Here is an 18,289-nt window from a genome sequence, read left to right as displayed (position 1 = left end):
TAAGGCTGCACCAAGACAACGCACTATCGCTGTCTATTTTGATATCGGCACCAAATCAGTGCGAGACAAGAGATGGGTAACAAAATCCTCGAATAAATTGTTAGACTGCTGGGGGAAATTCAAAACAATTTCAAGGAGCCTCTTATGCAACCTCATGCGCTATTCGAAGATATGCAAAAGCGAATCGCTGATCTATACGCTGCCAGCCCCGCAAAAGATATTGAAAAAAACCTCAAAGCCTTGCTACAACAGGGGTTTAACAAACTCGACTTAGTGACCCGTGAAGAATTCGAGTTGCAGCAACAATTACTGGAACGCGCCCTGCAGCGGATCGCCGCGCTCGAAGCCCGTATCGAAAAACTCGATAGTCAGTCCTAGCATGCCCCTTGCTGTCTTGCACAGCCGTGCAGTGCTCGGGGTCAGCGCGCTGCCTGTTCGCGTAGAAGTTCATTTAGCGAATGGCCTACCAGGTTTTACCCTAGTAGGTTTGCCGGAAGCGGAAGTCAAGGAAAGCCGTGATCGGGTTCGCGCCGCGATTCAAACCAGTGGCTTTGAATTTCCGCAACGGCGCATCACCGTTAATCTGGCGCCCGCCGATCTGCCCAAAGAGTCTGGCCACTATGATTTACCGATTGCGCTCGGCATTTTGGCCGCCAGCGGGCAACTAATCTTGGGTCAAACAGGGCTCGCCGCCTTAAATGAGTATGAGTTCGCCGGTGAGCTCTCGCTCAGTGGTGAGCTGCTGGGCACGCGTGGCGCTTTAGCCTTTGCGGCAGCGATGCAAGCCAGCCAAGACAAGCGGCAATTCATCCTTGCCGCCGCCAACGCGACAGAAGCATCCTTAATTCAAGGGCTGACGATTTTGCCCGCGACGAGCCTGGTTGCCGTGGTCGGGCATTTAAGTGGACAACAACCCTTGACGCCCACGGTACGGCAGACAACCCCGCGCCACAATCACAACGGGCTCGACCTAAAAGATATCAAAGGCCAGAACCAAGCTAAACGCGCATTGGAAATTGCGGCGGCTGGCGGACATAGCCTGCTACTCGTCGGGCCGCCAGGCAGTGGCAAGTCCATGTTGGCCAATCGACTTCCCGGTTTACTGCCCGCTCTCAGCGAAAGTGCTGCACAAGAATCGGCAGCCTTGTTGAGCCTTGTTGGCAAATTCGACCCGGATTCTTTTGGGATGCGACCCTTTCGCGCACCGCACCATACCGCTTCGGCCGTGGCCCTGGTTGGCGGTGGCAGCCACCCGCGCCCAGGCGAAATCTCACTGGCCCACCAAGGCATTTTGTTTTTAGATGAGTTGCCAGAGTTTGATCGCCGTGCCTTGGAAGTGCTCAGGGAACCGCTTGAAAATGGACGGATTACGATCTCCCGGGCAGCCCGTCAAGTTGAGTTTCCTGCTGACTTTCAGCTGGTCGCAGCCATGAATCCCTGCCCTTGCGGTTACTTTGGCCAAGCGCGGTGCCGCTGTACTCCCGACCAAATACAACGCTACCAGCATAAACTGTCAGGCCCCCTGCTGGATCGGATCGATATGGTCTGTCATGTCCCCAGCCTGACAGCGAGTGAACTCACGCAACTGCCACAAGGAGAAGCCTCCAGCGTGATTGCGGCACGGGTTCAACAAACGCAGCAAGCCCAACGTGGTCGCCAGTCGGTCTTGAATGCACGACTGACCAACGCGCAATTAGAAGCATTGGTGCCACTCGAGAAAGCCAGTGAAGCGTTTGTTCGGCAAGCGATTGAGCGCTTGAATTTATCTGCCCGCGCCTACCATCGAATCCTGAAGCTGGCCCGGACAATCGCCGACCTTGGAAACAACCCAGAGGTAGCGCTGCCCCATTTAGCCGAGGCGCTGCAATATCGCCGCGGCTTGAATGGCTGACTGCCGCAGCAAAGCCGGCAACTCGATCACTAGAATTTGTATTGAATAGACGCGGCCACCGCATCAAAACTTGCCGTGGCTTCACTAGTATTGATTTTATGATTGATACCGCCATAGCGTTCATACTCAACTCGCAAACCAAGGCCGCTGGAGAGCTGATATTGCAACCCAAGCCCGAGCTGGGCCGACGTACTGGTGGTGCTGTTGTTCGCGACATTGTTGCAGGCTTGAACACAGGTGTATTTACTCGTAGCGGCACCCAAGCCGAGCTTACCAACAAAGCTGAGTGGCTGCCGGATCGGTAGGAATAACACCCCATTAACCCCAATGACACTATTTTTGAATTGGTCTTGAGAAGGCGCGTTGTTGAGGGTCGATTTATAGGTTGAGGTCCCTAAATTCGCATAGAAAAGCTCTGCGCCAAATAGCCGGTTGAATTGATAACCCGCATAGAGTTTTGAATAGGCATCGCTGTCATCTTTGGAGATGTTGGAACCAATCCGGTAATCCAAGTTATTTTTGGCCTGGCCGAAACCGAGACCAATATATGCACCGCGTTCTTTCGGGGGTTGGAGTTGCGCTAGGGCCGCGTTTGATAAGACCAGCAGTATCGTGGCAATCGCTTTTAACATCGATGTCTCCGACTAAATTTGAATAACGTCAATGAGGCTAGTTTACCAAAACTGCCATTTACGGGGCAATCTCAATCCTGTCTACAAAACGTCAATCTCGATGGTTTTGCTCTTCTTGCCACTGCACCGCCCATTGTTCAAAGGCAGCAGCGGGTAATGCAGGCGAGTACAGATAGCCCTGCGCAAAATCACAGCCCGCCTGTTTCAGATAGTCGGCTTGTGTCTGCTGCTCGACCCCCTCGGCAACCAAACTTAAGCGGAGATTACTGCCTAATTGCATGATCGTATCCGCAATCGCTTTCTTGCCATTACTGGCCATCTCTGGTGACGCCAGCTCTTGCACAAACGCCCGATCAATTTTCAACGTATTAAGTGGCATATTTTGCAGGTGACCTAAAGACGAAAAGCCGGTTCCAAAATCGTCAATCGCGATACTGACCCCCATCTGCTGCAATTTCCGCAGATCCGGCAAAATGCTATCGGCATCTAACATCGCCATCGTTTCAGTGATCTCGACTTCCAGCGCACTGGGCGCAATCGCCAGATCTACCAACAAATGGGCGACCTCATTCGCGAAACTGCCCTGCTGTAATTGCCCCATCGAAACATTAATCGCCATTTTAAAGTCAGGGTCAATCAACGCCCGCCAGCGTTTACTCTGTAAACACGCTTGCTGTAAAACCCAGCTCCCTATTTCAACGATCAGACCTGAAGATTCCGCTACTGAAATAAATAAATCTGGGGCAACATAATTTTGTTGATGCCGCCAACGCAATAAGGCCTCTGCCCCAACTACCCGGCCGGACGCCAAGTGAATTTTAGGTTGGTAGTAAAGTTGTAAGAAGCCGGTATCGAGCGCTAGTTTGAGATCAGCCAGTAACGAAATACGCTCACGCGTTTCCTCCGCCATTTTCTTGGCGTACCACTCATAACGCCGCCGCCCGGTCGCCTTGGCGCGATTCAACGCGATATTGGCACACTTGAGAACATCGCTACCGCCTCCCTCCACTTCTGCGAGTTGGGTTAAGCCCAAAGTAACCCGAACAGGTAAGTCAACATTGTTAATCCGAAAAGGGGCCGCGAAAACCTGTAATACCTGCTCCGCCCGCAAATCAAAATCTGCGGCCAGCATCGCAAAGTTATCCCCTGCCACGCGTGCCAAAGTCATGCCTTTGGGCAACTGTCGCTGTAGCCGATCTGCAATCATCTGCAAGAGTGCGTCACCGTAGTGGTGACCCAAGGCATCATTAATCACGGAAAACTGATTGATATCCAACAAACAGGCAATCGCTGCTTGGTTGGTGTGGTGATCCAGCCGCTGGGCCATGGCCTGATCACACGCGGTGATGAAGCTGGTACGGTTGGGTAAGTGCGTGAGTGGATCGTAATAGGCAGCAAAATGCAACCGATCAACCAAGGAAACATTTTCGATGCCGATCCCAATATTGACAGAAAATAATTCGAGTAGATTCTTGTCGCCCTCTTCGAGATTTTTCGGCGTATCAAGAAACACCGCAACACGCTGTGAATCACTGAGGCAAATATAAAGCACCGTCTCATTGGGGCCAAAATAGTGTTGCTCACGTTTGAATGCGGTATGCACAGCATCAATAACCCGCTGCTCCCCAATTTCATGTAACTGGCGACTCATCAAGGAACGGTAGTTGCCTGCAGCACCAACGATAAACAAATCATCAGACTGCTGTGGGTGAAGTGGATGGCCGCGCTGTGCGCATAACAGCCCTTCCGGCGGTAAATCCAACAGTGCGGCGAGTTGCGTCAGCACCCCATCCGCGAATTCCTCCATGGCCTGCTGCTGGCCAAATAATTTTGCCGCGGATTGAACAATCATTTCCAGCCCACGCCGGCTGGCGCCGATCATCCGAATCTGGCGGTAGGAGCGCAGTGCGGCCGTGAGGGTCGTAATTAACCGAATCCGGGTCAGTTCATCTTTGGCTTTATAGTCGTTAATGTCATAGTCGCGAATGACGGTTAGCTCCGGCGCATAGCCTGGTTGACCGGTTCTTAAAATAATCCGGGTTTCGGTCAGTTGCAGTTCTTCGCGAATAACGCGGACAAGTTTGAGACCGGCATCATCACTCTCCATCACCACATCGAGCAAAATAACCGCAGGCTGCACCATACCTTGCAACGTTGTTCGGGCTTCTTCCGCGCTGTAGGCATGACAAAAAATCAAAGGCTTGCCCAAAATTACTTCGCCTTGCAATGCCAGCAAGGTCGCTTGATGGACTTCTTGATCGTCATCCACAATCAAAATTGTCCAGGCATCCTGCAATCCAGGTGCGTCTGCAATCTCTTCCTCGGCGAAAATCAGTTCATCATCCGCAGAGGCTTGGTTAGACTCGTGTGGTAAGGTCATGCGTCCACTCCCGTAGCTAAAGCTGGCGTTGTTTGTTGTGCGGGGGCGCACCGCGGTAGTTGTAGCGTGAAGGTAGTGCCCAACCCTTCCCGACTCTCAACTCGAATTTTGCCCCCTAACACTTGTGTGACTAAGTTATAAACGATATTTAACCCCAGGCCGTTACCCCCTTTGCCCAGCTTGGTAGTGAAAAAAGGGTCAAATAAGCGAGATAAGTGCGGCGCAGGAATCCCTTGCCCATTGTCTTTGAATAAGAGCTCTACATGCGTCTCGCCGAGCGGCGCGGTTGTTAATGACATCTCGCCGGCGTCGCGGCCCTCAAAGGCATGCAATAACGCATTGGCTATAAAGTTGGTCAAAATCTGCCCTAATGGGCCCGGGTAGCTATCCATCATCAACCCTGGCGCCAAATCACAGACCAAGTTGTAGGGGCTTTTTTTGTACATCGGGCGGGCAGTCTCAAGCAGTTCTTCGATCGTCTGCCGTAAATCAAACTGTCGTCGCTGGGCGCTAGACTGATCCATCGCGACTTGCTTAAAGCTGGTCATCAACTGTCTGGCTTGGTTCAAGTTTCTCAGTAACAATTCAGCCGATTGCAGACTGATTGTCGCAAAACCTTCTAACTGTGATTTTTTCAGCCCACCCCCCTGCAGAGCTTGATTTAACTCACGCGTTTTATCTTGCAAGGTGCTGGCAATCGTGACACTGTTGCCAATCGGGGTATTCAGTTCATGAGCAATGCCAGCCACCATTGAGCCGAGCGCGACGAGCTTCTCTGTTCGAACTAATTCATCTTTCGCCGCCTCTAGCGAGTTCACCGCCTGTTCCAGATCTGCCGTGCGATTCGCCACACGCAACTCCAACTCATGATTCAGCGTTTCTAAGGCCCGCTGAGTGGCCCGCAATTCAGACACATCAACAATGCTGGTAATCACCACCCGATTTTCACCATCTAACAAAATACGGGCGGTTAAGACGCACTCCACCAAAGAGCCGTCGCGCTTACGAAACAGCATGTCGCGGGGCGCGATTTCGCCATCCTGCGCCAAATCGGCATACATTTGCGCCCGCGCTTGCAAATCGACCCAATAGCCGATCTCCTCGGCATGCTTGTTAAGCACTTCCCAACGCTCAAAGCCAAATAAATTCAACCAATGCTGATTGACCTCAGTGAAGTAATGATTGGTTGCGACTGCCATCGCAGCAGGGGCTAAATCGAAAATACTGGCGAGGCGCTGATTGGTGATTTGTAGCGTTCGCTCAAGTTGGCGCAGCGCCGTTAAATCCAGATCAAAGCAGAACCACTCTGGTTCACCGTCCGCGTTATTGATCATGGTTTGCGTGGAGTAAACTTCGACCTGCTTGCCATCCCAGCGTTGCAAACGGAATTCATAATTGGGTAAGCATTCACGATGCTCAATGGCTCGCTGCCGCTGTATGTAGCTGGCCGCTGTCCCACCCGCTTCCGGCATGATCTCACTGACAATCCGGCCCACGGCTTCCTCCGCCGGGCAGCCATATAACGTTTCGCACGCCACACTCCAGAAAATGATACGCTGCTGCGCGTCATAGCCATACACGGCGGTGCCGACAATGCTGTCCAAGATCGCTTGATAGCGCCGATGCTGATTACGCAACGTCAGCAAATCCGGCAGGCCAGACACCCCGTGGGGCTTAATCTGCACCAGCAAAGTCTCAGGTGCTAAGCGTTGTAGGCTGATTTCACAATCCAAATAATGCTGCGTCGCGATTTCAGCCGCGGCCTCATCCAGACTCGTGAACCCCGGTAGCTTTTGCTCAATGGCATTGGTCAACCAAGCTTGGAGCGCGGTCTGAAAGCCCGCAGGCAACCCGGCATAGGCCTTATTCTCATGCAATACCTTGCCCGTCTGCGGATCCAGAATCAAATAGGGCGTGAGGGCTTGCGTAAAAAAAAGGCTGCTAGATAGTTGCATGAGATGAGTCAGTGGCGGTGGTAAGACTTTACTTCTATCGGCGCAAATCGGGAAAATTAAATGCTGACACAAGTCACATTCATGCAATCGCTCTTTGGTGATCAGTTACACTTGCACAAATTCATCCATATCAACGCGCTCGCTGACTGCCCGCGCCAGACTGCCTGACCATTACACTATGCTGTCCACACAACTCGATACCCTCCGGGCTCTGCTGAGCCATGCACTGCAGCCGATTCTGGCTGGCACCGACCTGCAACCAACCCTGGTCTTAGAAAAGCCGAAGCAAGCAGAGCATGGTGACATCGCGTGTACGGTTGCACTGCAGATTGCCAAACCGCTAAAGCAAAACCCCCGATTGGTGGCCGAACAACTGATCCAGCATCTGCTGGCGCAACCAGACAGTGCTGCGCTCATTGCCAGCGCCGAGATTGCCGGCCCTGGCTTCATTAACCTGCGCCTGACCCCTGCCGCCAAACAACAAGTGGTGCAAGCAATTTTGCTGCAAGGCAACGAATTTGGCCGCAGCACGGCTGGGCAAGCGCAAAAAGTCATGGTGGAATTTGTGTCCGCCAACCCCACCGGCCCCTTGCATGTCGGGCATGGCCGCCAGGCCGCGCTAGGTGATGCGTTGTGTAACTTGATTGCCGCCAATGGCTACACCCCCTGGCGCGAGTTTTACTACAACGACGCCGGTAACCAAATTCATAACTTGGCGATTTCTGTACAGTGTCGCGCCAAAGGTCTGACACCCGAAAGTGCCGACTGGCCCGCCGACGGCTACCGCGGCGATTACATCACCGAGATTGCGCAAGACTTTCTGGCGCAAAAAACCGTGCAAGCCGATGACCGCAGCTTTACTGCGAATGGCAACCCCGAGGATTTAGACAATATTCGCCAATTTGCCGTGGCTTACTTGCGCCACGAGCAAGACCTTGATTTACAGGCCTTTGGCGTGCAGTTTGATCACTATTACCTTGAATCCTCACTCTACACCGAAGGCAAAGTTGAACAAGCCGTACAAGCCTTGATTGACGCTGGCAAAACGTTTGAACAAGAAGGCGCGCTGTGGCTGCGCACCACGGATTACGGTGACGACAAAGACCGCGTGATGCGCAAAAGCGAAGGCGGTTACACCTACTTTGTGCCGGATGTGGCCTATCACATTAACAAATGGCAGCGCGGCTTTGTCAAAGTCATCAACGTCCAGGGCACCGATCATGCGGGCACGATTGCACGGGTGCGGGCCGGTTTGCAAGCGGCCAATGTCGGCATTCCGCAAGGCTTTCCCGACTACATCCTGCACAGCATGGTTAAGGTCATGCGCAATGGTGAGGAAGTCAAAATCTCCAAGCGCGCTGGCAGCTATGTGACGGTGCGCGATCTGATTGAATGGGTGGGGCGCGATGCGGTGCGCTTCTTCCTCGTCTCCCGCAAAGCGGACAGCGAATTTGTATTTGATATTGATCTGGCCCTCAGCCAGTCTGAAGACAATCCAGTCTTTTACGTGCAGTACGCCCATGCGCGGATTTGCTCCGTGTTTGAAAAAGCCGCACAAGAAGGCCATGCCCTGGATACCCAGGCAGACCTCGCCCCACTGACGAGTGAGCGTGAATATGCGCTGATGGCCAAGCTCGCTGCCTATCCCAAATTGTTACAGGATGCGTTTAACGATTTAGCCCCGCACAGTGTGGCGTATTATTTGAAAGATTTGGCCGCCGAGCTACACAGCTATTACAACGCTGAACGGGTCTTGGTAGACGATACCGCGCTGCGCCAAGCGCGCCTCGCTTTGTTGGCCGCCACGCGGCAGGTTCTGAAAAATGGTTTAGCGATATTAGGCGTAAGCGCCCCTGAGCGGATGGAGAGAGTGGCATGAACACCAACCAACAAGGCAGCACCCTCACTGGTTTTATTTTCGGGCTGGTGCTTGGTTTAGCGATTGCAGTGGTTGTCGCTTTTTACATTAACAAGGGGGCGAATCCCTTTACTGCCCCCGCCATACCGAAAGCAGCGGAACCTGCCAATCGCAACAAAACCGCCAACGGGGAGACGGACGAACTCCCTGACCCGAATGCCCCGCTGCTAGCGCGCACCGCCAAACCGCAAACGGCGGAGGCCCCGGCCCTCGGCACTGAAAAAGCGCCGCCCCCCAGCCCCAGCAATCAACGCACGAGCGGCACCACTACCGAAAAACCCGCAGAAATAGCAGCCACTATTTTTGTCCAAGCGGGCGCCTTCAGCACTCAACAAGAGGCCGATAACCAACGCGCCAAATTGGCTTTCGCCGGCTTTGAAGCGAAGGTTTACAAAGCCGACGTGGGAGGCAAACCCATGCATCGAGTCAGGCTCGGCCCTTTCACCCGTGAGGAAGAGGCGAACCAACTGCGCATTAAGCTACTCGAAGCAGGATTAGAAAGTACGATTGTTCGATAACGCAACAGGAGTGTCTTATGTCTTTTTTCTCTCATCAACGCCGCCAATGGCTCAGCCTGATTGGCTTAACCGGTATCAGCGCGTCATTTCCTGTACTGGCCGACAAAAAAGATGAGCTGCGCGAAGGCTATGATTATTTGGTGGTAAAACCTGCCCAGCCGACTGATGCAGCCGGCAAAATTGAAGTGGTAGAGTTTTTTTGGTACGGCTGCCCACACTGCTTTGACTTTGATCCGCAACTAGAGGCTTGGCTGAAAAAGCTGCCCGCCGATGTGGCCTTCCGCCGCATTCATGTCGCCTTCCGTGATGATTTCGTGCCACACCAACGGCTCTTTTATACCCTAGAAGCACTCGGCAAATTGCCAGAGCTTCATAAAAAAGCCTTTGAAGCGTTTCATGTTCAGCGTCTGCCCATGAACAATGCCGATCAAATTGCCCAATGGGCCAGCCAGCAAGGCTTGGATAAGAAAACCTTCCTGGATATGTATAACTCGTTTTCTATCAACAGCAAATGTGCTGCGGCCAAGCAAGCCAGCGACAATTGGAAAATCCGTGGGGTGCCTACCCTCGGCATTCAGGGCAAATACCTCACGTCAGCCAGCATTGCTGGTGGGCGCCATGAGCGTGCGCTGGAAGTTGCCAGCCAGTTGATTGACGATATTCGCAAAAAACGTAAATAACTCATGCGGGTGCTGATTACCGGTGCCTCCAGCGGGATAGGGGCGGCACTTGCCCGTGCTTATGCCGCCCAAGGGGCGCAAGTTTATTTGCTGGCGCGGCGCGCCGCGGCCTTGGAAGCCGTGCGACAAAGTCTGCCAGAGCCCAATCGTCATCAAATTTTTGTGGCGGATGTCACGGTAGCCGCCAGTCTCCAACAGGCTGCTCAGGCCTGCCTGAGTACGGGGGTTCCGGATATCGTCATCGCCAATGCCGGGGTCAGCGTGGGCACCCTCACCGAGTATGCCGATGACCTGCAAGCGACTGAAGAGGTCATCCAGACCAACCTACTGGCCCTGATTCGCACCTTTCAGCCCTTCATTCAGCCCATGAAAGCGCGGGGTGGCGGGACGCTGGTCAGCATTGCCAGTGTCGCCGGGATTCGCGGCTTGCCCGGTGCCGGGGCCTACTCTGCCGCGAAAGCAGCGGTTATTGCTTACACCGAAAGCTTACGGGTCGAGTTACGTGGCAGCGGCATTGAGGTTGTTACCCTGGCCCCTGGCTACATTCGCACCCCCATGACCGCACATAACCCTTACCCCATGCCGTTTATGTTGGATGCGGATGAGTTTGCACGACGGGCGCAGCGCGAAATCGCCCGCGGCACCAGTTACACGGTGATTCCATGGCAAATGGGGGTAGTTGCCAAAGGGCTGCGCTTACTGCCAAACTGGCTTTATGACCGGCTCTTTCAGCACGCCGGGCGCAAACCACGGGCACATGAGTTGGCAGCCTACCAGACCCATGCGCAAGCCCACACTAACAGCCACACCAACAACCAAGCCAACAGCGGGGCCGCAGCACACCATGACGCACCATAACGCCGCGCAGCAACCCACCTGTTGCCAAGCGCGCTCAATTCCCGTGTTAACGCTTGCTCAACGTTGGCTATCATGCGCACTTTGTTGCGCCAGCCTGAGCATAATCGGGGGCTGCGCCAGTGGCCCAACCACACCCAGCCCTACGCCGCCAACCAGTACCAGCGCGCCCAGCCGCACAGAGAATACGCCCGCGAGCCGCACAACAACCAGCAAAGACCCAGCCAACGCTGAAGCCGGACGAACCAGCCCACCCGCCCGGCGCGGCGCTTTTTACCAAGACGATGGGCCGGGCGATAACCCCCCTGCCGACCTTGATAGCATTCCCGACGCCACACCCCGCATCGAGCCGCTGTTGCGCGGCCCGAATCGACCCTATGTGGTTTTTGGAACAGAATATGTGCCTGATTTAAGTGACCGGCCCTATAAGCAACGCGGCATCGCCTCTTGGTATGGCCGCAAATTTCACGGCCAAAAAACCTCCAGCGGTGAGCTGTATGACATGTATGGCATGAGCGCTGCTCACCCGACCCTGCCGATTCCCAGCTACGCCCGCATCACCAGCTTGGTCAATGGCAAACAGGTGATTGTGCGCATCAATGATCGGGGGCCGTTTTTACATAACCGTATTATTGATTTAAGCTACACCGCCGCCCATAAACTCGGTATCGCCCAACGAGGCAGCGGCCCGGTTGAAGTAGAACACCTGCGAACTGAAGACATTAAGCAACTGCTCGCCAATCGCGGCAATGCGCCCGCAGCTACGTCCGCCGCCAAAGCGCCCAACCCGGTAGCGCCTATTGTTCAAAACACCACCACGCCGCCGCCGGCATTACCCACGGTGCGCCAAGGGAGTGGGTTGTTCATTCAACTTGCGGCATTTAGCAGCGCGGAAGCCGCCGATAATTTTCGCGCACACTTATACCGCTTGCTGGATTGGCTCAACGAGCCGATTGAGATTGTGCCGAATGCAGCGGGGCTCCATCGTTTACACCTCGGCCCCTACCCCGATCGCGCCGCTGCACAAGCCGTTGCAGAAAAAATTCGAGAAGCGCTTAACCTCAAACCAGTCGTGGTTGAACGACCGGTTTGAGTCAAGCTGGCGTTAGCCTAAATAGGGCAATTAGGCGCAGGGCTGGTTAAAGCGCACTGCTTGTATTAATCGGGTTTAATGCCAGCGCTCTGGATCACTTTTGCGTATTTCGTGGCTTCTTGTTGAATGAAGCGGGCAAAGGCGTCTGGTGCCATTGGGCTGGGGCTGGCACCGAGTTTGGCAAACCGTTCTTTGAGGTCAGGCTGCGCCAGGGCTTTGTGGATTTCTGTCACCAAGCGCTGTGTGATTACTGGGGGTAAATTGGCGGGCGCAAAAACGCCCCACCAGGTATTAATCTCTAAACCGCTAAACCCCAGCTCTTGTAAACTGGGCACATCTAGGCCGGCTTGGCGTTGCGCGCTGGTGACTGCCAGTGGTTTGAGTTTACCGGCTTGAATATTGGCGTTTGCAGACGCCAGGTTATCAAACATAAAGTCAGTTTGGCCGGCAATCAGGCCCAGTTGCGCCGGGGATGCGCCTTGGTAAGGAATATGAACCGCGCTGACTTTAGCGGCTGCCTTAAATAACTCGCCGGCCAAATGACCCCCACTACCATTGCCACCGGAGGCGTAATTGAGGCGACCCGGGTTAGCGCGGGCGTATTGAATGAGATCTTGCGCAGTGCGAATATTGAGTTTGGTCGCGACTTCGGTGTTCATCACCAGCACATTCGGCACTTGGGCGATCAAGCTCAAGGGCGTGAAATCTTTTTGTGCGTTATAGGGCATTTTGGCGAACAGGCTGGGGTTAATGGCATGTGTGGCAACCGCGCCGATCCCGATCGTGTAACCATCAGCATTCGCCTTAGCCACTTGGTCTGCGCCAATATTGCCGCCCGCTCCCGGGCGGTTTTCAACGATCACGGGCTGCGCCAGGCTGTCGCGTAATTTGTCTGCCAGTATCCGGGCGGTGGTATCGAGTGGCCCACCAGGGGGGTAGGGCACAATAAATTTAATCGGCTTGGTTGGGTAAGCCTCACTCGCTGCCGTTAGCGTTGGGTAGTGCGCAAGGGTTATCAAGATCGCGGCAAACAGGGTTTTAAGCATGGGGAATCGCTCCGTCAGGTTTCTGCATCGGGCTGCTGGGCCGGCGATGCGTTAATAAAAATAGGGTTGGTCATCGCATGCTGATAAATGCGGACCAACTGCGGCACCGTCTCCAAGGGGCAATCGTAACGTAAGGCATTAAAAATTTGTGGGATCAAACAGCAATCGGCCATCGTTGGGGCTGGGCCAAAACAATATGGCTGTTGCGCCTGGCCGGCCAGCCGTGTTTCCAGGGCCTGCAAACCACGCAAAATCCAATGGTGTATCCAGGCTGTTTGCGCGGCTTGGGTAAACCCAGGCTGGGCACGCTGGTAGTTTAATACGCCGGTGTTGTTGAGCGGGTGAATATCGCAAGCAATGACTTGGCAAAAAGCCCGAATCTGCGCCCGCTGCCAGGCGTCGCCGGGTAACAGTGAGGGGTGAGGAAAAACTTCCTCCAGATACTCCATGATCGCCAGCGACTGCGTTAAGACGCCCTGTGTGGTCTCCCAGGCTGGCACCCGCGCTTCCGGGTTGCGTGCGCGGTAGGCCGGGCTGAATTGCTGACCACCTGCGCGCACCAAATGAACCGGTATCGCTTCATAGGGTAGGTTTTTTATATTCAACGCAATCCGCACGCGGTAGGCGGCCGAGCTGCGAAAGTAGGTATAAAGACGATCCATCGGTTAACCCGCGGTTGTCTGCCGCGCGGCTTTACGTTGTGTCCAGGCCGCCAGTTTATGCCGAGCCTGTGTCGATTTTTCCTGCATTTGCGCGGGGCTGGCTAACTGTGCCGTGAGCTCAAGCCGGATGCCATTGGGATCAAAAAAATAAATGGATTGGAAAATATGATGGTCAGTCGGGCCCAATACCGCGACGCCTTGTGCCAGCAAGCGCTGGCGAATGGTTTCCAAGGCGGCCAGATCTGGCACGGCAAAAGCAATGTGATTGACCCATGCAGGGGTATTGGGTGAGGGCGCGGCGGCTTGGTTGTCGCCTAAATCAAAAAAGGCGATACAACTGCCATCGGCCAACCTGAAAAAAATATGAACATACGGACAATATTCGCCCGTTGAGGGAACATGATCGGCCTCTATGTAGTGGAATAAAGGTAAGCCGAGCAGGTCTTCATAGAAAGCGCGGGTTTCTTCGGCGTCGCGACAGCGATACGCCGCGTGGTGCAAACCCAAGATGGGCGGTAACGGGGTTTGGTTCATGCCTGGCTCCTCTCTATCACGCGCGTTGCGCTTGCTCATACGCACGGCGCGGGTCATGTTACGGGGGCTACTGGCCCAATGGCTGCACGACCTGCTCAATGCGGCCAAAAATACTTTGCCCGCGCGCATCGCACATCTCGATCTGCACCGTATCGCCATACTGCAAATAGGGGGTACGCGGTGCGCCGTATTCAATCATTTCCAGTGCGCGCTGTTCGGCAATACAGGCATAACCTTGGCGCCGATCGGTATTGCTCACGGTGCCAGAGCCAATAATACTGCCCGCGCCAAGCCGACGGGTTTTGGCCACATGGGCGATCAACTGGGCAAAATTAAAAACCATATCGACCCCGGCATTCGCCTGGCACACCTGTTGGCCATTCCAATGCACGTAGAGCGGTAAATGAACCTTACAGTCCTGCCAGGCTTCACCGAGTTCGTCTGGGGTGACAGCGACGGGGCTAAATGCACTGGCGGGTTTGCTCTGAAAAAAACCAAAACCCTTTGCTAACTCGGGGGGGATCAGATTGCGCAAGCTTACGTCATTGACGAGCATGATGAGCTTGATGTGGCTGGCAGCGTCAGCGGGCGGGCAGGTCATCGGCACATCATCGGTAATCACTGCCAGCTCGGCTTCAAAGTCAATGCCGTAATCGACTTGCGGGCAAACTATGGGCGCACGGGGGCCCAGTAAGTCGTCACTGCCGCCCTGATACATCAGCGGGTCGGTCCAAAAAGTGTCTGGCATGGTGGCGCCCCGTGCGCGTCGTACCAGCTCGACATGATTCACATAGGCCGAGCCATCGGCCCATTGATAAGCGCGGGGTAACGGGGCCAGACAGGCCTCGCTCGCAAACGCAAAGCTGGCTAGGGCGCCTGCCTCTAGCTGCTGACTGAGCGCCGTCAATATCGGGCTGGCTTGCTGCCAATCATCGAGGGCGAGCTGTAGGGTGAGGTAAGGGGCCGGCGCCCAAACAGCCTGGGTCAGGGTTCGATTGACCACGGCTAAGCGTCCGTCGCGTTGCCCATTTTGTAAAGTAGCCAGTTTCATACACGTTATCCAGATTAAGCTTGTAGCACACCGCGCCGCACTTGATCCAATTCAATCGATTCAAACAAGGCTCGGAAGTTGCCTTCACCAAAACCCTGATCGCCTTTGCGTTGGATAATCTCAAAGAAAATAGGGCCAATCACCGTTTGCGTAAAAATCTGCAAGAGCAATTCATTCGGTGCGCCTTGATGGGTGGCACCATCGATCAATATACGCAACTCTCGCAATAGCGCCAAGGGTTCACCGTGGGCGGGCAACCGCTGATCAATGGCTTCATAGTAAGTGTCTGGTGTTTCCAGAAAGGTGACGCCCTGCGCCCGTAAATGACGAATCGATTGGTAAATGTCTTGGGTAGAAAGAGCAATGTGCTGTATGCCCTCGCCGTGATATTGATCGAGATATTCTTGAATTTGCGATTTGTCGTCCGAACTTTCATTGATCGGAATCCGAATCTTGCCACACGGGCTGGTCATCGCTTTCGACTTCAAGCCGGTCAGTTTGCCCTCGATATCGAAGTAACGAATCTCTCGAAAATTAAAAAAGCGTTCATAAAACTCGGCCCACTCTTTCATGCGCCCACGATGGACGTTGTGGGTCAAGTGGTCAATCTCCAACAAGCCTGCGCCAACATGGCTGGCATCGCGCGCGGCGTTATCGGGGTCAAGCGCTTCAAAATCAACGTCATAGATTGAAATATCGCCAATGCCACCTTGCTGACCATTTTTGCCCGGCCAACGATCAACCAGATACAACAATGAATCGCCGATGCCTTTGATGGCCGGGATGTTTAATTCCATTGGGCCGCCTTTACCCTCAAACCCCCAAGCGCCGAGTGCTAAGGCCCGCTGATAGGCTGCAGCCGCATCTTGAACACGCAGAGCCATCGCACACACCGACGGCCCATGCAGGCGGGCAAAGCGCTGTGCAAAAGAATCCGGCTCAGCATTGATAATGAAATTGATCTCGCCTTGTCGATACAACCACACTTGCTTGTGTCGATGACGGGCAATTTTTTTGAAGCCTAACTGCTCAAACAGCGCGCCCAGCGCAAGCGGGTCCGGCGCGGCATATTCCACAAATTCAAAGCCGGCTGTGCCCATGGGGTTTTCCCACAAATCACGCTGGGCCGAGGTTGCAGTGGGGGTCTGCTGGGTCATACGTACTCCTTGATCAATAGGCAGTAGGTAATAAGAAATCGGGTTGTGGCGAGGTCAGCCTTAAAGACACGCTGGGGCCGAATCAAACTTGTTTTCAGTATAGTCAAATGGCTCGCAAGATAATGCTAAAAAATTGCCTAAATTGGTTTTATGGCGCAATATTCCATTTTATTCAATCAATTTATTGATAGATTATGCCAAGCCTTGATGATTCATCGCTAACCTTGCCTGCTGATCACCTTGATCGTCTTGACCGCTTTGATCGCGCCATCCTTGAGCAATTGCAACAAGATGGCCGCATGAGTAATCAAGCCCTGGCAGATGCGGTCGCGCTCAGCCCCAGCCCCTGCTTGCGGCGCGTTAAGCGCCTGGAAGAAGCCGGGCTAATCAAACGTTATGTGGCCCTGCTGGCCCCAGAAAAAATCGGTTTAGGTTTGCTTGCGTTTGTCTCTGTGCGGCTACAAAAATTTGACGGACGCTTGCGCCATGCCAAATCACCGATTGAAGATTTTGCAGCAGCCGTCGCAACCTGGAAAGAAGTGGTGAGTTGCTACGTGATGACCGGTGAAGCCGATTATCTGATGCGCGTGCATGTGCAAGACATGGCCCATTTTTCAGAGTTTGTTATGCAGCGCCTGATGACCCATCCTGCTGTCGTTGATGTTAAATCGAGTTTTGCCTTACAAGCCATTAAAGAAACCACCGCCCTGCCCTTACCATGACGACACTTCTTCCTGACTTCGCTGATTTAGCCGATTTAGCCCAACAAGCCGTGCTTTGCTGGTTAGCCACGGTTGATAATCAGGGGCAGCCCAACGTCTCGCCCAAAGAAATCTTTGCGTTTTTGAACCCGCAGCAACTGGTCATCGCCAATATTGCCTCACCGCAAAGCGTCCGTAATCTCCAGGCCCAACCGGCTGTCTGTGTTTCCCTGATTGATATCTTTACGCAAAAAGGACTCAAGCTGTATGGGCAGGCACGCTACGTTCCCGCGCAAGCCGCAATGAGCGAACCGCAATATCACGAATGGCTAGCCCCGCTTACCGCCATGACGGGTGGCGCCTTCCCCATTCACGGCATTATTGTGGTGACCCTTACACAAAGCAGTCCGATTGTGGCGCCAAGCTACCGACTCTTTCCAGCCCAATCGCAAGCAGAAAAAGTGGCAAGCGCGCACCGGCGCTATGGGGTGAAGCCGCTCGATTAAACCCTACTGGCTTGCGCAAAGTCTTTCTGCAAGCGGCCATCCACCAAGGTTAATTGGCGATCGCAACGGGCGGCCAAGCGTGGATCGTGGGTCACAATCAAGCACGCACTGCCGTGGGTCTGGTTGAACTCCTGTAGTAATGCAAAGACCTCATCGGCAGTTTTGGTGTCGAGATTACCGGTCGGTTCGTCGGCCAAAATGAGCTTGGGTTGTAACAGCAGCGCCCGTGCAATGGCAACTCGCTGTTGCATACCGCCCGACAACTCACTGGGTTTTTTGTGCGCAGCGTTGCCCAAGCCGACCCGTTCCAGCAAGGCAAGAGCCTGTTTTTCAAGGGCCGAACTGGCGCGGCCTTGTTCGATAATGGCTGGCAGCATGACATTTTCCAGCGCACTAAATGCGGGTAGCAAATGGTGAAACTGAAAGACGAATCCAATCGTTACGCCCCGTAATCGGGTTAACGCTGCTTCATCAAGCCCTTGGGTGGTTTGCCCTGCAATTTGCAGGGTGCCGCTGGTCGGTGGCTCAAGCAGACCAATAATATTCAGCAAAGTTGATTTACCCGAACCGGAAGGCCCGGTAAGCGCCACAAACTCCTGGGCTTGGAGGCTCAAGTCGATCCCGTGCAGCACTTCGGTTTCGACCGCTGTGCCAATCTGGTAGCGTTTATAGATCCCTTGTAGCGTGAGAATCGGGGTCGTCATCGGCGT

Annotated in this window: 18 protein-coding genes; 9 read left to right on the top strand and 9 right to left on the bottom strand. The window is 54.1% G+C overall.

What is annotated here, in order from left to right:
• The first annotated feature begins 144 nt into the window (after positions 1-144).
• Both DU000_RS09875 and DU000_RS09870 read left to right on the top strand, forming a co-directional pair.
• Positions 145-378 (top strand): accessory factor UbiK family protein, encoded by a 234-nt coding sequence (locus tag DU000_RS09875; protein ID WP_114403242.1) that lies wholly within the window; start codon positions 145-147, stop codon positions 376-378.
• Between the two features lies 1 nt (position 379).
• The gene (locus tag DU000_RS09870; protein WP_114403241.1) at positions 380-1,891 is read left to right on the top strand and encodes a YifB family Mg chelatase-like AAA ATPase; all 1,512 of its coding nucleotides are present in this window, start codon (positions 380-382) and stop codon (positions 1,889-1,891) included.
• A gap of 29 nt (positions 1,892-1,920) precedes the next feature.
• Here the strand turns inward: DU000_RS09870 and DU000_RS09865 are convergent, their stop codons facing one another.
• The 3 genes from DU000_RS09865 to DU000_RS09855 form a co-directional block, all read right to left on the bottom strand.
• Positions 1,921-2,523, bottom strand: a complete 603-nt coding sequence (locus DU000_RS09865; protein ID WP_114403240.1) for an outer membrane beta-barrel protein — start codon at positions 2,521-2,523, stop codon at positions 1,921-1,923.
• A 91-nt stretch (positions 2,524-2,614) separates the two neighbouring features.
• Complete coding sequence (locus DU000_RS09860; RefSeq protein ID WP_114403239.1) at positions 2,615-4,903, bottom strand: GGDEF/EAL domain-containing response regulator; 2,289 nt, start codon at positions 4,901-4,903, stop codon at positions 2,615-2,617.
• Positions 4,900-6,858: a PAS domain-containing sensor histidine kinase gene (locus DU000_RS09855; RefSeq protein WP_114403238.1), complete on the bottom strand. Its 1,959-nt coding sequence runs from the start codon at positions 6,856-6,858 to the stop codon at positions 4,900-4,902. The genes DU000_RS09860 and DU000_RS09855 overlap by 4 nt, the downstream gene beginning before the upstream one ends.
• A gap of 178 nt (positions 6,859-7,036) precedes the next feature.
• On the opposite strand from DU000_RS09855, the gene argS reads away from it, so the two are divergent.
• Genes argS through DU000_RS09830 form a run of 5 tightly spaced genes read left to right on the top strand, consistent with a single transcriptional unit; the run spans position 7,037 to position 11,922 of the window.
• Positions 7,037-8,737 (top strand): arginine--tRNA ligase, encoded by a 1,701-nt coding sequence (gene argS / locus DU000_RS09850; RefSeq protein WP_114403237.1) that lies wholly within the window; start codon positions 7,037-7,039, stop codon positions 8,735-8,737.
• Entirely contained in the window at positions 8,734-9,294 is a 561-nt protein-coding gene (locus tag DU000_RS09845) for an SPOR domain-containing protein (RefSeq protein WP_114403236.1), read from the top strand. The genes argS and DU000_RS09845 overlap by 4 nt, the downstream gene beginning before the upstream one ends.
• Before the next feature lie 17 nt (positions 9,295-9,311).
• Positions 9,312-9,974: a thiol:disulfide interchange protein DsbA/DsbL gene (locus DU000_RS09840; RefSeq protein ID WP_114403235.1), complete on the top strand. Its 663-nt coding sequence runs from the start codon at positions 9,312-9,314 to the stop codon at positions 9,972-9,974.
• Between the two features lie 3 nt (positions 9,975-9,977).
• Positions 9,978-10,832 carry an SDR family oxidoreductase gene (locus DU000_RS09835; protein ID WP_114403234.1) on the top strand — a complete coding sequence of 285 codons (855 nt, stop codon included), beginning with the start codon at positions 9,978-9,980 and terminating at the stop codon, positions 10,830-10,832.
• Positions 10,819-11,922 (top strand): septal ring lytic transglycosylase RlpA family protein, encoded by a 1,104-nt coding sequence (locus DU000_RS09830; protein WP_114403233.1) that lies wholly within the window; start codon positions 10,819-10,821, stop codon positions 11,920-11,922. The genes DU000_RS09835 and DU000_RS09830 overlap by 14 nt, the downstream gene beginning before the upstream one ends.
• 65 nt (positions 11,923-11,987) lie before the next feature.
• Here the strand turns inward: DU000_RS09830 and DU000_RS09825 are convergent, their stop codons facing one another.
• The 5 genes from DU000_RS09825 to hppD form a co-directional block, all read right to left on the bottom strand.
• A complete protein-coding gene (locus tag DU000_RS09825) occupies positions 11,988-12,968 on the bottom strand; it encodes a Bug family tripartite tricarboxylate transporter substrate binding protein (RefSeq protein WP_114403232.1) in 981 nt (326 codons plus the stop codon).
• Positions 12,969-12,982: 14 nt separating this feature from the next.
• The gene (gene maiA, locus DU000_RS09820) at positions 12,983-13,630 is read right to left on the bottom strand and encodes a maleylacetoacetate isomerase (RefSeq protein ID WP_114403231.1); all 648 of its coding nucleotides are present in this window, start codon (positions 13,628-13,630) and stop codon (positions 12,983-12,985) included.
• A gap of 3 nt (positions 13,631-13,633) precedes the next feature.
• On the bottom strand, positions 13,634-14,164 hold the full coding sequence (locus DU000_RS09815) for a VOC family protein (RefSeq protein WP_114403230.1): 531 nt from the start codon (positions 14,162-14,164) through the stop codon (positions 13,634-13,636).
• A gap of 67 nt (positions 14,165-14,231) precedes the next feature.
• Positions 14,232-15,215, bottom strand: a complete 984-nt coding sequence (locus DU000_RS09810; RefSeq protein WP_114403229.1) for a fumarylacetoacetate hydrolase family protein — start codon at positions 15,213-15,215, stop codon at positions 14,232-14,234.
• Positions 15,216-15,229: 14 nt separating this feature from the next.
• A complete protein-coding gene (gene hppD, locus DU000_RS09805; protein WP_240001868.1) occupies positions 15,230-16,372 on the bottom strand; it encodes a 4-hydroxyphenylpyruvate dioxygenase in 1,143 nt (380 codons plus the stop codon).
• Between the two features lie 194 nt (positions 16,373-16,566).
• On the opposite strand from hppD, the gene DU000_RS09800 reads away from it, so the two are divergent.
• Together DU000_RS09800 and DU000_RS09795 are read left to right on the top strand one after the other, a co-directional pair.
• On the top strand, positions 16,567-17,094 hold the full coding sequence (locus tag DU000_RS09800) for an Lrp/AsnC family transcriptional regulator (protein ID WP_114403228.1): 528 nt from the start codon (positions 16,567-16,569) through the stop codon (positions 17,092-17,094).
• Positions 17,091-17,579 carry a pyridoxamine 5'-phosphate oxidase family protein gene (locus tag DU000_RS09795; RefSeq protein WP_114403227.1) on the top strand — a complete coding sequence of 163 codons (489 nt, stop codon included), beginning with the start codon at positions 17,091-17,093 and terminating at the stop codon, positions 17,577-17,579. Before DU000_RS09800 ends, DU000_RS09795 begins: the two co-directional genes overlap by 4 nt.
• Here DU000_RS09795 and DU000_RS09790 read toward each other — a convergent pair.
• Positions 17,576-18,283, bottom strand: coding sequence for an ABC transporter ATP-binding protein (locus DU000_RS09790; protein ID WP_114403315.1), 708 nt, complete (start codon positions 18,281-18,283; stop codon positions 17,576-17,578). The genes DU000_RS09795 and DU000_RS09790 overlap by 4 nt on opposite strands.
• Between the last annotated feature and the right edge of the window lie 6 nt (positions 18,284-18,289).

Origin of the sequence: Parvibium lacunae (genome assembly GCF_003335215.1) — a bacterium.
GTDB classification, from domain to species: domain Bacteria; phylum Pseudomonadota; class Gammaproteobacteria; order Burkholderiales; family Burkholderiaceae_D; genus Parvibium; species Parvibium lacunae.
Note: the sequence above shows the minus strand (reverse complement) of the source record. Positions and strands in the feature narration are given on the sequence as shown.

Bases quoted from the DNA above. Each gene is read 5' to 3' on its own strand.
- DU000_RS09875 (WP_114403242.1), top strand. From the start codon at position 145: ATGCAACCTCATGCGCTATTCGAAGATATGCAAAAGCGAATCGCTGAT.
- DU000_RS09870 (WP_114403241.1), top strand. From the start codon at position 380: ATGCCCCTTGCTGTCTTGCACAGCCGTGCAGTGCTCGGGGTCAGCGCG.
- DU000_RS09865 (WP_114403240.1), bottom strand. From the start codon at position 2,523: ATGTTAAAAGCGATTGCCACGATACTGCTGGTCTTATCAAACGCGGCC.
- DU000_RS09860 (WP_114403239.1), bottom strand. From the start codon at position 4,903: ATGACCTTACCACACGAGTCTAACCAAGCCTCTGCGGATGATGAACTG.
- DU000_RS09855 (WP_114403238.1), bottom strand. From the start codon at position 6,858: ATGCAACTATCTAGCAGCCTTTTTTTTACGCAAGCCCTCACGCCCTAT.
- argS (WP_114403237.1), top strand. From the start codon at position 7,037: ATGCTGTCCACACAACTCGATACCCTCCGGGCTCTGCTGAGCCATGCA.
- DU000_RS09845 (WP_114403236.1), top strand. From the start codon at position 8,734: ATGAACACCAACCAACAAGGCAGCACCCTCACTGGTTTTATTTTCGGG.
- DU000_RS09840 (WP_114403235.1), top strand. From the start codon at position 9,312: ATGTCTTTTTTCTCTCATCAACGCCGCCAATGGCTCAGCCTGATTGGC.
- DU000_RS09835 (WP_114403234.1), top strand. From the start codon at position 9,978: ATGCGGGTGCTGATTACCGGTGCCTCCAGCGGGATAGGGGCGGCACTT.
- DU000_RS09830 (WP_114403233.1), top strand. From the start codon at position 10,819: ATGACGCACCATAACGCCGCGCAGCAACCCACCTGTTGCCAAGCGCGC.
- DU000_RS09825 (WP_114403232.1), bottom strand. From the start codon at position 12,968: ATGCTTAAAACCCTGTTTGCCGCGATCTTGATAACCCTTGCGCACTAC.
- maiA (WP_114403231.1), bottom strand. From the start codon at position 13,630: ATGGATCGTCTTTATACCTACTTTCGCAGCTCGGCCGCCTACCGCGTG.
- DU000_RS09815 (WP_114403230.1), bottom strand. From the start codon at position 14,164: ATGAACCAAACCCCGTTACCGCCCATCTTGGGTTTGCACCACGCGGCG.
- DU000_RS09810 (WP_114403229.1), bottom strand. From the start codon at position 15,215: ATGAAACTGGCTACTTTACAAAATGGGCAACGCGACGGACGCTTAGCC.
- hppD (WP_240001868.1), bottom strand. From the start codon at position 16,372: ATGACCCAGCAGACCCCCACTGCAACCTCGGCCCAGCGTGATTTGTGG.
- DU000_RS09800 (WP_114403228.1), top strand. From the start codon at position 16,567: ATGCCAAGCCTTGATGATTCATCGCTAACCTTGCCTGCTGATCACCTT.
- DU000_RS09795 (WP_114403227.1), top strand. From the start codon at position 17,091: ATGACGACACTTCTTCCTGACTTCGCTGATTTAGCCGATTTAGCCCAA.
- DU000_RS09790 (WP_114403315.1), bottom strand. From the start codon at position 18,283: ATGACGACCCCGATTCTCACGCTACAAGGGATCTATAAACGCTACCAG.